This is a genomic window from Rhodoferax sp. GW821-FHT09E07 (genome assembly GCF_059416145.1).
In genome coordinates, this window is the sequence record NZ_JBWKOP010000006.1 from 227735 (window position 1) to 242141 (window position 14407).

Below are 14407 nucleotides of genomic sequence, written 5' to 3' on the forward strand. Positions count from 1 at the left end.
GGCCGATTTTTAAACGGGCATGTTGCCCACCACAGAGGAGACGAGAATGCGTATTTGGAAAAAACATGCTCTGGCAGCTTTGGTAGCTACCATGGGCGTCATGGGTGTGGCCCACGCTCAAAAGGCAGAAGTGATTCACTGGTGGACTTCCGGTGGTGAAGCTGCTGCCATCAAGGAATTCGCAGCGGCTTACAACAAGGCCGGCGGCAGCTGGGTGGACACCCCCATCGCTGGCGGCGGTGGCGCTGCTGCCCGTACCGTGATCATTAACCGCACCATCGGTGGCGATCCCCCCATGGCAGCCCAGTTCAACTACGGCAAGCAATACGAAGAAATCATCAAGGAAGGTTTGCTGAACAACCTCGATGACGTAGCTGCCAAGGGCAACTGGGACAAGATCCTGCCCGAGAAGATCAAGAGCCAAGTGAAGGTGAATGGCCACTACTACGCAGTGCCTGTGAACTTGCACAACGAAAACTGGATCTGGTACAACAAAGCCGTGTTGGCCAAGGCTGGCGTGACCAAAGACCCAGCGAACCTGGACGAAATCTTTGCTGCCATGGACAAAGTCAAGGCCACTGGCGTGACCGCACTGGCTCTGGGTGGACAAGGCTGGCAGGAAAACATCGCTTTCCGCTCCATCCTGATCGCTACCGGCGGCAAGGACCTGTACCTGAAGACCCTGAAGAACAAGGACGTGTCAGGCCCCGGCTTCCTCAAGGCTGTGGAAAACTTCAAGAAACTGAAGTCCTACATCGATCCAGGCTCTCCTGGCCGTGACTGGAACCTGGCCACTGGCATGGTGATCGACGGCAAGGCTGGCTTCCAGCTGATGGGTGACTGGGCCAAGGGCGAATTCATCAACGCCAACAAGACAGCCGGCAAGGAATTCGGTTGCTTCATGGCTGGTGGCGCTAACAGCCCCTACTCCATCGGTGGCGACGTGTTCGTGTTCCCACGCAACAAGGCCGCTGGCAGTGCTGAAACCCAGAAGAAGCTGGCTGAGATGATGATCTCTCCTGCGATCCAAGTGGCGTTCAACAACAAGAAAGGCTCCATCCCCATCCGTACGGACGTGGACCTGAGCGGCGTGGACATCTGCGCTGCAGGTGGTGTGAAGGCCGTGAAAGAAAACCGTCTGGTTGAAGGCATTGACGACCTGCTGTCGCCTGACGTCAAGGGCGCCTTTGAAGATGCCATCAGCAAGTTCTGGAACTCCAACCAGACCCCAGAAGAAGCCGTCAAGGCTGTTGCAGCGGCTCTGAAGCTGTAAGGTGCCTGTGATCGGGGCGCTGCACCGTCGGGTGCAATGACCCCGATCTTTTCCCTTTTTCGATAAGGTTCCGCTGGGTGGGGAGTATGGGCCCAGCGGAATTGTTGCTTGACTTGAGATTTACACCATGGCACGAAGTTCACGACCACGACGCATCAACCTGGCATTAAATGCCGCCTTGCTGCCTCTGGCCATTACCACCTTGTTGGCCTACATAGGCTCGGTGCTGTGGAGCATCCGGATTTCGTTTTCCACGTCCAGAATGCTGCCCAAGGACGACTGGGTTGGTTTCATGCAATTTGAACGTTTGTTCAACACCGACCGCTGGATGGTGTCCCTGCAACACATGGGCATTCTGGCGGTGGTCTACATCGGCGGCGTCATCGTGCTGGGCACCTTGATGGCCATCTTCATTGACCAGCGCGTCAAGGCCGAAAGCTGGTTCCGCACGATTTTTCTGTACCCCTTCGCCATGAGCTTTGTGGTCACCGGCTTGATCTGGCAATGGCTGTTCAACCCCGGACTGGGCTTGCAGCACGCCTTTCGCGACTTGGGGTGGGAGTCCTTCACCTTTGACTGGACCACCCGGCAAGACCTGGTGATCTATGCGGTCGGCATTGCCATGGTCTGGCAAGGCTCCGGCACCACCATGGCCATCATCCTGGCCGCACTGCGCGGCGTGGACGAAGAACAATGGAAAGCCGCCCAACTCGAGGGCGTGTCCAAACCACGCTACTACTTCAGCATCGTGTTGCCGCAAATTGGCCCCGCTTTTGCCACGTCCTTTGTGCTGCTCGCCGTAGCACTGGTACGAACCTTCGACATCGTGGCCATCATGACCCATGGTGGCCCGGGCGATGCCAGCGAAGTGCCCGCCAAGTTCATCATTGATCACCTGTTCGAGCGCAACAACATCGCCCTGGCGTCGGCCGCTTCTGTCGTCATGCTGATCACGGTCTTCACCGTGCTGACACCGATGCTGTACTGGCGCTCCAAAGTTCAGGCCCGCCTGAATGCCGGCCACTGAAAGCACATACGCCATGAATTCCACTGTTTCCCTGCCTCCCAAGGCTGCACGCCCCCGAAAAAGTGCCTTCACGCCAGCCCGCCTGGGGGTGTATGCCTTCCTGATCAGCGTCTCCGCCTTCTTTCTGCTGCCCCTGTACGTGATGGTCGTCACGTCCCTCAAAACAGGGCCCGAGGTCCGTGAGGCCCTTCTGTTTGCCTGGCCCCGCAATCCCCAGTTCGGCAACTGGGTGGAAGCCTGGTCCACCGCCTGTATCTCGGTCGCCTGCGAAGGCATCCAGGGCGGCTTCTGGAACTCGGTGCGTCTGGCAGTGCCTGCTACGATCCTGTCCGTCTTCCTGGGTGCGCTGAACGGCTACGCCCTGAGCTTCTGGCGCTCCAAGTGGGGAGACCTGCTGTTTGCCATCCTCATGCTGGGCGCCTTCGTGCCCTTCCAGGTCATGATTTACCCCTTGGTGACATGGTTTCGTATTGGCGGTTTCTACAACACCTACTGGGCCATCCTGCTGGTGCACTGCATCTTCGGCATGCCGGTGTTGACGCTGTTGTTCCGGAACTACTACGTGTCGGTGCCACAAGAGCTGTTCAAGGCGGCGCGCATTGACGGCGGTGGTTTCTGGCGCATCTTTTTGCAGCTGATGCTGCCCATGGCCACGCCCATGCTGATTGTGGCCACCATCCTGCAGGTGACCGGCATCTGGAACGACTACCTGTTCGGCCTGATCTTCGCGGGCAAGGACAACTATCCGATGACCGTACAGCTCAACAACCTGGTGAACACCACATTTGGTGAGCGCCGCTACCACATCGATATGGCCGCCACCATCCTGACTTCGTTGGTGCCCCTGGCCATCTACTTCTTCTCTGGCCGCTGGTTCGTCCGTGGCATTGCCGCCGGCGCCGTCAAGGGCTGACCTTCTCTTTTAACTTACAACACAAAGAACTCATCATGGCCAGCGTCCATATCAAAGATCTCGATATCGTCTTGGGGGGCAACAGCATCCTCAAATCCATGAACCTGGAAGTCAAGGAAGGCGAATTCCTCGTGCTGCTCGGGCCCTCGGGCTGCGGCAAATCCACTCTTTTGCATTCGGTTGCCGGCTTCTATGACGTCAACGACGGCCAGATCATCATTGGCAACAAGGACGTAACCTGGGCTGACCCCAAGGACCGTGACATCGGCATGGTGTTCCAGTCCTACGCGCTCTACCCCACCATGAACGTGGAACGCAACATGTCGTTCGGCCTGCGCGTGGCCGGCGTGGACAAGGCAGAAATCGAAAAGCGTGTGAACCGCGCGGCCGAGATGCTGCAGCTCAAGGACCTGCTCAAACGCCGTCCCTCGCAACTCTCCGGCGGCCAGCGCCAGCGCGTCGCCATTGGCCGGGCCTTGGTGCGCGACGCCAAGGTCTTCCTGTTCGACGAACCGCTGTCGAACCTGGACGCCAAGCTGCGTGCCGAACTGCGCCGTGAGCTCAAGGAACTGCACCAGAACCTGAGCGCCACCATGATTTACGTGACCCACGACCAGGTCGAGGCCATGACGTTGGCCGACCGCATCGCCGTCATGCGCTTTGGCAAGATCCAGCAGATCGACACACCTGCCATGGTCTATGGCCAGCCCACCAACGTGTTTGTGGCGGGATTCCTGGGCTCTCCCAGCATGAACTTCATCAAGGGCAGCCTGGACGTCGCTGGTGGCCGCACCACCGTGCGCGCCGGCGACTTTGCGCTGGACGTGACCGCCTATCCTTTCAAGGCCGCATCGCAGCATGGCCAGGATGTCGTTCTGGGCATCCGCCCCGAGCACATCCAGCTGGCCTCCGACGGCACTCCCGGTGCCGTTACCGGCAAGGTCAAACTCGTGGAGCCCATGGGTGCACACCAGATCCTGTGGGTGGACTGCCATGGCCAGACAATGAGCATCCATACCGAAAGCTCGACACCGTACCACGCAGGTGATTCGCTAAACCTGTCGGTGGACTGCGCCCGTGCATCCATCTTCCATGGCGACGGTGAGAGCCGCCTGTAAAGACGTCCAAAAATCTCCACCGCGTTCGCGATGGCAACCATCAAGGATGTCGCCAAACTGGCTCAGGTTGGCGTAGGTACCGCGTCTCGGGCCATTTCAGGCCGAGGAGGCGTATCGGCCGATGCACTGAGCCGGGTGCAACGCGCCATTCAGGAGCTGGACTTCCGTCCCTCCAATGTGGCGCGGGCGCTCTCGCTCAAAAGCCTGGGCATGCTGGGCGTTTACGTTCCCTTGTTCGAGGGCTCGTTCTATTCGCCCATCCTGCAGGCCATTGACCGGGAACTGCGGGCGGTAGACCGCCACATGGTGGCCACCAACGGCTGTGGCCATGGCGATGAACGCCAAAAAGCGCTGCAAGGCGTGGAGTTCCTGATGCAGCGCCAATGCGATGGCATTTGCATTCTCAGCAACGACCTGCTGGAGTCCGATCTGGCAGACCTGTTCCGACGCTACCCCCGCACGGTCCTGCTCAACCACATCAGCCCGACAATGGGCGCGCACTCTTTCAGCGCGGACCATGAGCATGCGGGTCGGCTCGCGGCCATGGCGCTGCTGTCCCATGGGCATCGCGACATTGCCGTGATCCAGGGTAACCGTGACGCGCCCGACAACCACGCCCGCATGCGCGGCTTCCATGCCGAACTGGCGCGGCATGGCGTGCAGGTCAAGCCGCAACACCTGGTGGATGGCACTTTCAGCTTTGTCTCCGGCTATGCAGGCGCCGAGCAGCTGCTCACCCAGCATGACCAGAACTACACCGCTGTCTTTTGCGCCAATGACGTCATGGCCATGGCCGCCATCTCCCGCTTCTTGCAGGCAGGCCGCAAGGTGCCGCACGATGTATCCGTGGTCGGCTACGACGACACGGACATCGCCGCCTACACCGCTCCGGCACTGACCACTGTGCGCATTCCCATGGACAAGGTCACCACAAATGCTTGCCGCTTTCTCCTGAACATGTGCTACGCACTAAACCTGCCCGTAGAACGTGACTTTGCTGCCCATGTGGTGTGGCGCGCGTCGGTCGGTCCGGGGCCTCATCGCCCGCTGGCTCTGACCACCGTAGTGCGCGACTGAGCCCCATGTCGTTCGCACTTGGCATTGTGGGCGTCGGGAACATATTCCCGGCGTACCTGCGCACTCTGCAACGCAGCAAGCTGTTTCGTATTGTCGGCTTGGCCGACGCGGGCTCGGGCGCCAGTGCGCAGCGTCGTGCCCAGGAGTTTGGCTTGCGCGCCCTGTCGCCGGACGCACTGCTGGACAGCGAAGCCGACATCATCCTGAGCCTCGCACCACCGCTGGCCCACCATGCCATCGGCATGCGAGCCCTGCAGGCGGGCAAACATTTCTACACTGAGAAACCGCTGGCCGCCACCTTGGCCCAAGGGCAAGCGCTGGCGGCACTGGCTGCGCAACAGCAGTTGCGTCTGGGCAGCGCACCAGATACCTTTTTCGGTTCGGCGGCGCAGACCGTGCGCGCGCTGGTGGACGGTGGCTCCGTTGGTCGCATCCGCCACGGCACGGCCCACTTCATGGCCCCGGGTCCCGATGAATGGCACCCCAACCCTGCATTCTTTTACCAGCCGGGCGCGGGCCCGCTGCTCGATGTGGGCGTGTACTACCTCACGCACCTGGTGCACCACTTAGGGCCAGTAGCCCAGGTCAGCGGCACAGCGCACACCACGCGCACCCAGCGCACCATCGCCAACGGCCCCAATGCCGGCAAGACATTGCACGTAGAGGTACCCACCCACATCGTCACGCAGCTAGCGTTTGCGGGGGGCGCCCACGTGGTGCTGACCAGCAGCTTTGATGTCTGGAAGCACGCACACCAACCCATGGAGTTCTATGGCGAGGCGGGCAGCATCCTGCTGCCCGACCCCAACCTCTTTGGAGGCACGGTCAAATCGGCCCTCCGCGACGGTCCCTGGATACGCGCCACGGGCAAACGCCCTTACACCACCAATATGCGGGGCCTGGGGCTCATTGACATGGCGCAGGCCCTGCAAGCGGGACGCCCGCACCGCTGCAGTGCAGAGCTGGCCTTGCATGTGCTGGAGGTGATGGAGCGCGCACTCGACGCAGCCCGTACAGGCCAGGCACAGCAGATCACCACCACCTGCGAGCGCCCGGCGCCGCTGGAGTTTCCCCTTTAACGCCCCACCACGGTCCCCATGAACTTTCCTCCCGGTTTCCACTTCGGCGCCTCCACCTCGGCATACCAGATAGAAGGCGCAGTCCATGAAGACGGCCGCCAATCCAGCATCTGGGATGAATTTGCCCACAAGAGCGGGCGCATCAAGGACAACAGCACTGGCGACGTGGCATGTGACCACTACCACCGCTGGAGCGCCGATGTGGACCTGATTCGCTCGCTGGGCCACAACGCCTATCGCTTTTCTATCGCCTGGCCCCGCGTGATCCCGCAAGGCCGCGGCGCGGTGAATCCCAAAGGGCTGGATTTCTATGACCGGCTGGTAGACCGCCTGCTGGAAAACGGCATCGCGCCCTATGCCACGCTCTACCACTGGGACTTGCCCATGGGCTTGCACACGCAGGGCGGCTGGCTGAACCGCGACACCTGCCACGCCTTTGCTGACTACGCCGCCGTGGTCGCACAACGCCTGGGCGACCGGGTCTATGGCTACGCCACCTTCAACGAGCCGCGCTGCTCAGCCACCGTGGGCTATTTGGAAGGTCGACATGCCCCCGGCGAGATGGACCAGGCCAAGGCCCTGCAAGTGGCCCACCACCTGATGCTGGCCCACGGCCTGGGTATGCAAGCCCTGCGGGCCAACACCCGCAAAGCCCGCTTGGGCGTAGTGCTGGATGTGAAGCCCTACCATGCGGCCGACGACTCTGCGGCCTCCCGCCAGGCGGCGCACAACGCCTACGGCGTGTTCAACCGCTGGTTCATGGACCCCATGTTTCTGGGCCACTATCCGCAAGACATTTGGGATGGCTATGGTTCGCTGGTACCTAGCATTCAAGACGGGGATCTCGCCACCATCTGCCAGCCCATCGACACCCTGGGCATCAACTACTACTCGCGGGGCCATGTGGAGTACAGCGTGGCCAAGGCGTTTCCGCATGCCGCCGAGGTGCGTTGCGCTACCTCTTCGTTTTCGGACATGGGCTGGGAGATCTGGCCCGACGGCCTGCGCGAAATGTTGGTACGCATCCACCAGGACTACCGCGTACCCGACATCTACATCGCCGAAAACGGTGCCGCCATGGACGACGTACTGGAAAACGGCCAGGTGCACGATCCGGTGCGGCGCAACTACCTGCAGTCCCACATCGCAGCCGTTGCCCAAGCCCGCGCCGCCGGGGTTACCGTCAGTGCCTACCTGGCCTGGTCGCTGCTGGACAACTACGAGTGGGGCCACGGCTACACCCGCCGTTTTGGCATTTGCTATGTGGACTACGCCACGCAGCAGCGCATTCCCAAAAGCAGCGCGTTATGGCTGCGTGACTTCATCGCACAACAACGCGCCAACCAGACCTAGCGCAAAGCCTGGGTCGTCTGGCGGACCATGAGCTGCAAGGGCGGCACTTGTATGGCCTCGCTGGGATAGCCCATCATCTCCAACAAGGTGTGGGCCGCGTACAAACCGACCTCGTAGACCGGCTGGCGCACGCTGGTAAGGGGCGGCGTTGTGTAGCTGCACAAGGGCAGATCATCAAACCCCACCAGGGACACGTCCTCCGGAACGCGGATGCCGCGCTGGTACAGCGCCAAACGCGCACCCACGGCCGACTCGTCATTGGCACAAAAAATGGCCGTAAAGGGCTCGCCACTGTCCAACAATTTTTGCGCGGCCAGGTACCCACTTTGGTCAGTGAAGTTGCCGCGCACCACGCAGCGCGGGTTGGGAACCACACCGGCCTCTTCGTGCGCCTGCAAGTAGCCCAAGTAGCGCTGGTGCGCGTCAGGCCGGTCTTCTGCCCCCGCCAGGTGGGCAATGCGCGTGTGGCCCAAGGCCAGCAGGTGCTGTGTAGCCATGTAGCCACCGCGCTTCTGGTCCAACGTGATGGAACGCAGGTTGGGTCCTTCGAGCTGACGCTCCGTAATCACCACCGGGCGGTGCTGCGCCGCCGCCAACACCTCGCTGTCGGCAATATTGCCGGTCAGGATGATGAGGCCGTCCACGCGACGTGATGCCAACAGCTTCAGGCTGGCCGCATCAGCTTCGGCGTTCCAGTGGCCGCTCACAATGATGGGGGAATGGCCACTGCCCTGCAGGCCCATCTCGATGCCCTTGAGCGCACGCGAGTAGAACTGGCTCTCAATGGCCTGCGTGAGCACACCCACGGTCATCGTGATGCCAGTTTTCAGGCTGCGCGCAAACAGATTGGGCTTGAAGTTCAGGCGGCGAATGGCCTCTTCGACTGCTTCGCGCTTGGCCGGCGCCACCTTGGCCGTGCCGTTGAGAATGCGCGATACCGTGCTCGCCGACACCCCTGCCACCCGCGCCACATCGAGCAGGGTGACTGGCCCGGCGGAGGGGAGTGCGTCGGAAGGGGTACTCATATACCCCGACAAGTTTATGCGATGCCCCTGCCCTGCAACAGGCCGGGGCGCTCAGTTGGCAAAGGCAGCAATGCCCGTCTGCGCACGGCCCAGAATTAACGCGTGGATGTCATGCGTGCCCTCGTACGTGTTCACCACTTCCAGGTTCACCAGGTGGCGGGCCACGCCAAACTCATCGCTGATACCGTTACCGCCCATCATGTCGCGCGCCAGGCGTGCAATGTCCAGGGCCTTGCCGCAGCTGTTGCGTTTGAGGATGGAGGTGATCTCCACCGACGCCGTGCCCTCGTCTTTCATGCGACCCAGGCGCAGGCAGCCCTGCAGGCCCAGCGCAATCTCGGTTTGCATATCTGCCAGCTTCTTCTGGATCAACTGGTTAGCGGCCAGTGGGCGGCCAAACTGCTTGCGGTCCAGCGTGTACTGACGCGCGCGCAGCCAGCAGTCCTCGGCCGCGCCCAGTGCGCCCCAGGCGATACCGTAACGCGCGCTGTTCAGGCAGGTGAACGGGCCCTTGAGACCCTGTACTTCGGGGAAGGCGTTTTCCTCGGGGCAGAACACGCCGTCCATCACGATCTCGCCAGTGATGCTGGCACGCAAACCCACCTTGCCGTGGATGGCCGGGGCAGAGAGCCCCGCCATGCCTTTTTCGAGCACAAAGCCGCGGATGGGACCGACCTTGCCGCCCTCGCTCACCTCTTTGGCCCAGACCACAAACACATCGGCAATCGGGCTGTTGCTGATCCACATCTTGCTGCCGGTCAGCTTGTAGCCGCCCGCCACCTTGTGGGCGCGCGTCGCCATGCTGCCGGGGTCCGAACCATGGTCGGGCTCGGTCAGGCCAAAGCAACCGATGTATTCGCCCGTGGCCAGCTTGGGCAGGTACTTTTGTTTTTGCGCCTCGGTGCCATATTCAAAGATGGGCACCATGACCAGGCTGCTTTGCACACTCATCATGCTGCGGTAGCCGCTGTCCACACGCTCCACTTCGCGCGCAATCAGGCCGTAGGCCACGTAGTTCAGTCCCGGGCCGCCGTACTGCTCAGGAATCGTCGGACCCAGCAAACCGAGTGCGCCCATCTCGCGAAAAATTGCGGGGTCGGTGCTGCCGTCGCGGAAAGCCTGTGTCACACGGGGCAGCAACTTGTCCTGGCAGTAGGCCGCCGCTGCGTCCCGCACCATGCGCTCGTCGTCGCTGAGCTGGCTGTCCAGCAAAAAGGGGTCTTGCCAGTTGAAAGCGGCGTGCGGCATGCGGGGGCTCCAGGCGGTGATCGGAAACGCTATGGTAGCCCGCAGACCCGGTTCGCACAATCAAGGCTTTTGCACCTAGGTATGCGCAATACGCATTTTTAAATCGGGCATTCGGCTGCTATAGCCGTCGTTCTGCGCAACTTATCTTGTGATTCACGCATACCTATGCCATAGTGCGCTTTTGTTTTGGGCTTCCTGCCATGGGCATCACCACACCCACCACAACGTCCGGCACGCGTCCGCCGGTGACCATATTTGGGCCGGATTTTCCGTTCGCGTTTGACGACTGGATTGCGCACCCTGCGGGTCTGGGCCAGCTACCTACGACGCGCCTGGGCGAAGAGGTGGCCATTGTGGGCGCCGGCATGGCCGGCATGGTGGCGGCCTACGAACTCATGAAGCTGGGCCTCAAGCCCGTGATCTACGAAGCGTCCAAAATGGGCGGTCGCCTGCGCTCGCAAATCTTTGAAGGCACGCAAGCCACCGTGGCGGAGTTGGGCGGCATGCGCTTCCCCGTCTCGGGCACTGCGTTCTACCACTATGTCCACCAACTAGGCCTGCAGACGCGCCCCTTCCCCAACCCGTTGACCCCCGCCTCGGGCAGCACGGTGATTGATCTGGAGGGCGAGACGCACTACGCGCAATCGCTGACCGACCTGCCCGCCGTGTTTCGCGAAGTGGCCGAGGCCTGGGCCAAGGCGCTAGAAGATGACGCGCGTTTCTCCGACATGCAGGACGCCATCCGCACGCGCGATGTGCCCACGCTCAAGCGCCTGTGGAACACGCTGGTGCCGCTCTGGGACGACCGCACGTTTTACGACTTCATCGCCAGCTCCAAGGCATTCTCCAAGCTGTCGTTCCGGCACCGGGAGATTTTTGGCCAGGTGGGTTTTGGCACAGGCGGTTGGGATTCGGACTTCCCCAACTCCATGCTTGAGATTTTGCGCGTGGTGTTGACCAACTGCGACGACGAGCAGCGCCTCATCGTAGGCGGGGCCGACCAGGTACCACACGGCCTGTGGCGCCACGCACCCACGCGAATCACGCATTGGCCGCAAGGCACCACCCTGCAAAGCTTGCACGCTGGCGCCACGCGCGCCGGTGTGGCGTCCATCGCCCGCGCCGCCGATGGACGCCTGGCTGTGACCGACTGCTGGGGCGACACACGCCACTACAACGCCGTGCTCACCACCTGCCAGAGCTGGTTGCTGACCACGCAGATTGCGCTGGAAGAGTCGCTGTTCTCGCAAAAGATGTGGATGGCGCTGGACCGCACGCGCTACATGCAGTCCAGCAAGACCTTTGTGATGGTGGACCGCCCATTCTGGAAAGACAAAGACCCCGAGACCGGCCGCGACGTGATGAGCATGACGCTGACCGACCGGCTCACGCGCGGCACCTATTTGTTTGACAACGGCCCGGACCAGCCGGCAGTGATTTGCCTGTCGTACGCCTGGATGGGGGATGCGCTCAAGATGCTGCCGCAGTCGCCCGAAAAGCGCGTGAAGCTCGCGCTGCAAGCGCTCAAGAAGATTTACCCCAAGGTAGACATTGCCAGCCACATCATTGGCGATCCCATCTGTGTGTCGTGGGAGGCCGACCCCTATTTTCTGGGTGCCTTCAAAGGCGCGCTGCCCGGCCACTACCGCTACAACCAGCGCATGTACGCGCACTTCATGCAGGACGCGTTTCCCGTCGAGCAAAAAGGCCTGTTCATTGCGGGTGACGACGTGTCATGGACGCCCGCCTGGGTGGAGGGCGCGGTGCAGACTTCGCTGAACGCCGTGTGGGGCATCGTCCACCACCTTGGCGGCCGCACCCACGCCAGCAACCCCGGACCCGGCGATGTATTTGACGCGCTAGGCCCCATGGCCCTGCCGGACTGAACGCCATGCGCACGCCCCTGACGCTGGCCCTGCTGCAATGCCCGCCCTTGCCGCTGGACGTGGCAGGCAACCTGCAGCGCCTGGAGCAGGCCGCGCAACAGGCCGCGGCGGCGGGTGCGCAGGCGCTGGTGTGCCCGGAGATGTTTGTCAGCGGCTACGCCATTGGCGCGGCCGCCGTACAGCAGCTGGCCCAGCCCGCCGACGGCGCCTGGGCCCAAGCCGTAGCGGCCATTGCGCAGAGTCACGGCATTGCCGTGGTCTATGGCTACCCGGAGCGAGACACTGGCGGCGCGGTGTTCAACGCCGCGCAATGGATCAGCGCCCGAGGCCGGCGCTGCCTGAACTACCGTAAGACCTATCTGTTTGGCGATCTGGACCGCCAGCAATTTGCGGCCGCGGCCCCCAGTGCCACCACCTTCACCTGGCAGGGCTGGACGATTGGCCTGCTGATTTGCTACGACGTGGAGTTTCCCGAAGCCACGCGCCGCCTGGCGCTGGCAGGGGCCGACCTCATCGTGGTGCCCACGGCCAATATGCCGGCGTACGACTTCGTGGCCCAGTCCCTGGTGCCTGTGCGTGCCTATGAAAACCAGCTGTATGTGGCCTACGCCAACTACGTGGGCGCCGAGGGCGATGTGCACTACGGGGGGCTGAGCCTGCTAGCTGCGCCCGATGGCCTGGTCGTGGCGCAGGCCCACCGCGATGCCACGCTGCTGATTGCCACGCTAAACGACGCGCGCCTGACCGCAGCCCGCGCAGCAAACGATCATGTGCGGGACGCCGCTACAGTGCCGCCCCACATGCCCCGATAGCCATGCGCCGCAAAATCCCCGCTACCCAGGCGCTGCTGTGCTTTGACGCTGCAGCCCGCCACGAAAGCTTTACCCGCGCAGCGCAAGAGCTCGCGCTCACGCAAAGCGCCGTCTCGCGCCAGATCACCGCGCTCGAAGAGCTGGTGGGTACGCCCTTGTTTCGCCGCACGCGCCACGGCGTGGCGCTGACCACGGCCGGTGCGCGCTACGCCCGGCAGGTAGCACTGCGCCTGCGCGGGCTGGAGCAGGACACGCTGGACCTGATGTCCACCCAGGGACGCGGCGGCACCGTGCAGCTAGCCAGCGTACCCACCTTTGCCGCGCGCTGGCTCATTCCGCGCTTGCAGGCCTTCAGCGCGCTGCATCCGGACACCACGGTGCACATCGAGACCCGCACCCGCCCTTTTCTGTTTGCCGACACGCCGTTTGACGCGGCCATCTTCGCCGGCACCGCAACCCAAGTGCAGCATTGGGCTGGTACCCACGGCATGCCGCTCATGGCAGAAGAGGTGGTAACGGTCTGCAGTCCCACGCTGCTGGCCGGGCGCAAAAGCCTGAGCGCCAAAACGCTGGCCACCCTGCCCCTGTTGCAGCAAAGCACCCGCCCTGACAGCTGGCAGGCCTGGTTTGCTGCGCAGGGCGTGGAGGCCCCGCTGGCCCTGTCCGGCCCGCGCTACGAGCAGTTCTCCATGACCACCGCTGCCGCGGCACAAGGCATGGGCGTGGCGCTGGTGCCGCGCCTGCTCATAGAGGCCGAGTTGGCAAGTGGCGAACTGGTGCTGGCGCACCCCGCAGCGCTGCCCGGCGCGCGCCACTACTACCTGGTGCTGCCCGAGGGGGCCGACAACAAACCCGCCGTGCAAAACTTCAGCCGCTGGCTGCAACAGGCCAGCCAGAACTAGCTTCGGCGGCTTCCAACCGACCGGGTTTGTAATTTCGCACAAGTGTGCTAAATTTGCCCCATGGATGCCAAAACCCACAAAAGCGAACTGACCCGCGCCACCATCGTGGACGCGGCGCTGCAGCTGGCTGCCGACGAAGGCCTGGAAGCCATCAACCTCCAGGTGGTGGCTGATCGCGCGGGTTTGTCCAAGAGCGGTGTGTTCTCCCGCGTGGGTTCGCGCGAGGCACTGCAAAAGGCAGTCATCGAGGAATACGGCCGCCGCTTTCTGGCCGATGTGTTTGTGCCCGCCATGCAGGCCCCCAAGGGGTTGCCGCGGCTGGATGGCATCGTGCAGCGCTGGATCGTGCGCATGCGCGATGTGGAAGTGCACACCGGCTGCCTGTACACGGCGGGCGCTTTTGAACTGGACGACCGCGAAGGCGAGCTGCGCGACCTGCTATTCCAGGAAGTGACCCGCTGGCGCGCCGCATTGCGGCGCACGGTGCTGCAAGCCATGGACGCCGGCCACCTGCGCCCCGACACCGACCCTGGCCAACTGGTGGCCGAACTCAACGGCATGGCCATGGCCCTGCTGCACGACGCGCGCTTTCTGCGCGACACCCACGCCGCCCAGCACGCCCAGGCCACCTGGCAACGCATGCTGGCCAGCTACCGCACCTGAAGGTTTGACCGTGTCATCTTGTTCCCCTGGT

General features: G+C 62.7%; 13 protein-coding genes. 11 read left to right on the forward strand and 2 right to left on the reverse strand.

What is annotated here, in order from left to right:
* The first annotated feature begins 46 nt into the window (after positions 1-46).
* The 7 genes from AC07OE_RS13560 to AC07OE_RS13590 all read left to right on the forward strand — a co-directional run bounded on the left by AC07OE_RS13560 (position 47) and on the right by AC07OE_RS13590 (position 7840).
* Positions 47-1273 (forward strand): ABC transporter substrate-binding protein, encoded by a 1227-nt coding sequence (locus AC07OE_RS13560; RefSeq protein ID WP_495071093.1) that lies wholly within the window; start codon positions 47-49, stop codon positions 1271-1273.
* A gap of 127 nt (positions 1274-1400) precedes the next feature.
* A complete protein-coding gene (locus AC07OE_RS13565; RefSeq protein ID WP_495071094.1) occupies positions 1401-2300 on the forward strand; it encodes a carbohydrate ABC transporter permease in 900 nt (299 codons plus the stop codon).
* A 13-nt stretch (positions 2301-2313) separates the two neighbouring features.
* A complete protein-coding gene (locus tag AC07OE_RS13570) occupies positions 2314-3213 on the forward strand; it encodes a carbohydrate ABC transporter permease (RefSeq protein WP_495071095.1) in 900 nt (299 codons plus the stop codon).
* Between the two features lie 35 nt (positions 3214-3248).
* Positions 3249-4331, forward strand: coding sequence for an ABC transporter ATP-binding protein (locus AC07OE_RS13575; protein WP_495071096.1), 1083 nt, complete (start codon positions 3249-3251; stop codon positions 4329-4331).
* Between the two features lie 30 nt (positions 4332-4361).
* Positions 4362-5408, forward strand: coding sequence for a substrate-binding domain-containing protein (locus tag AC07OE_RS13580; RefSeq protein WP_495071097.1), 1047 nt, complete (start codon positions 4362-4364; stop codon positions 5406-5408).
* Positions 5409-5413: 5 nt separating this feature from the next.
* Complete coding sequence (locus AC07OE_RS13585; protein ID WP_495071098.1) at positions 5414-6487, forward strand: Gfo/Idh/MocA family protein; 1074 nt, start codon at positions 5414-5416, stop codon at positions 6485-6487.
* Positions 6488-6505: 18 nt separating this feature from the next.
* A complete protein-coding gene (locus AC07OE_RS13590) occupies positions 6506-7840 on the forward strand; it encodes a GH1 family beta-glucosidase (protein ID WP_495071099.1) in 1335 nt (444 codons plus the stop codon).
* Here AC07OE_RS13590 and AC07OE_RS13595 read toward each other — a convergent pair.
* Both AC07OE_RS13595 and AC07OE_RS13600 read right to left on the reverse strand, forming a co-directional pair.
* The gene (locus AC07OE_RS13595; protein ID WP_495071100.1) at positions 7837-8865 is read right to left on the reverse strand and encodes a LacI family DNA-binding transcriptional regulator; all 1029 of its coding nucleotides are present in this window, start codon (positions 8863-8865) and stop codon (positions 7837-7839) included. The genes AC07OE_RS13590 and AC07OE_RS13595 overlap by 4 nt on opposite strands.
* Before the next feature lie 51 nt (positions 8866-8916).
* Entirely contained in the window at positions 8917-10113 is a 1197-nt protein-coding gene (locus AC07OE_RS13600; protein ID WP_495071101.1) for an acyl-CoA dehydrogenase, read from the reverse strand.
* Between the two features lie 200 nt (positions 10114-10313).
* Between AC07OE_RS13600 and AC07OE_RS13605 the strand changes: the two genes are divergently transcribed.
* The 4 genes from AC07OE_RS13605 to AC07OE_RS13620 are packed head-to-tail and all read left to right on the forward strand — an operon-like array spanning position 10314 to position 14376.
* Positions 10314-11999, forward strand: coding sequence for a flavin monoamine oxidase family protein (locus AC07OE_RS13605; protein WP_495071102.1), 1686 nt, complete (start codon positions 10314-10316; stop codon positions 11997-11999).
* 5 nt (positions 12000-12004) lie between these two features.
* Positions 12005-12811: a carbon-nitrogen hydrolase family protein gene (locus tag AC07OE_RS13610; RefSeq protein WP_495071103.1), complete on the forward strand. Its 807-nt coding sequence runs from the start codon at positions 12005-12007 to the stop codon at positions 12809-12811.
* Positions 12812-12813: 2 nt separating this feature from the next.
* Positions 12814-13713: a LysR substrate-binding domain-containing protein gene (locus AC07OE_RS13615; protein ID WP_495071104.1), complete on the forward strand. Its 900-nt coding sequence runs from the start codon at positions 12814-12816 to the stop codon at positions 13711-13713.
* Positions 13714-13773: 60 nt separating this feature from the next.
* Positions 13774-14376, forward strand: coding sequence for a TetR/AcrR family transcriptional regulator (locus AC07OE_RS13620; RefSeq protein ID WP_495071105.1), 603 nt, complete (start codon positions 13774-13776; stop codon positions 14374-14376).
* Positions 14377-14407 lie beyond the last annotated feature (31 nt).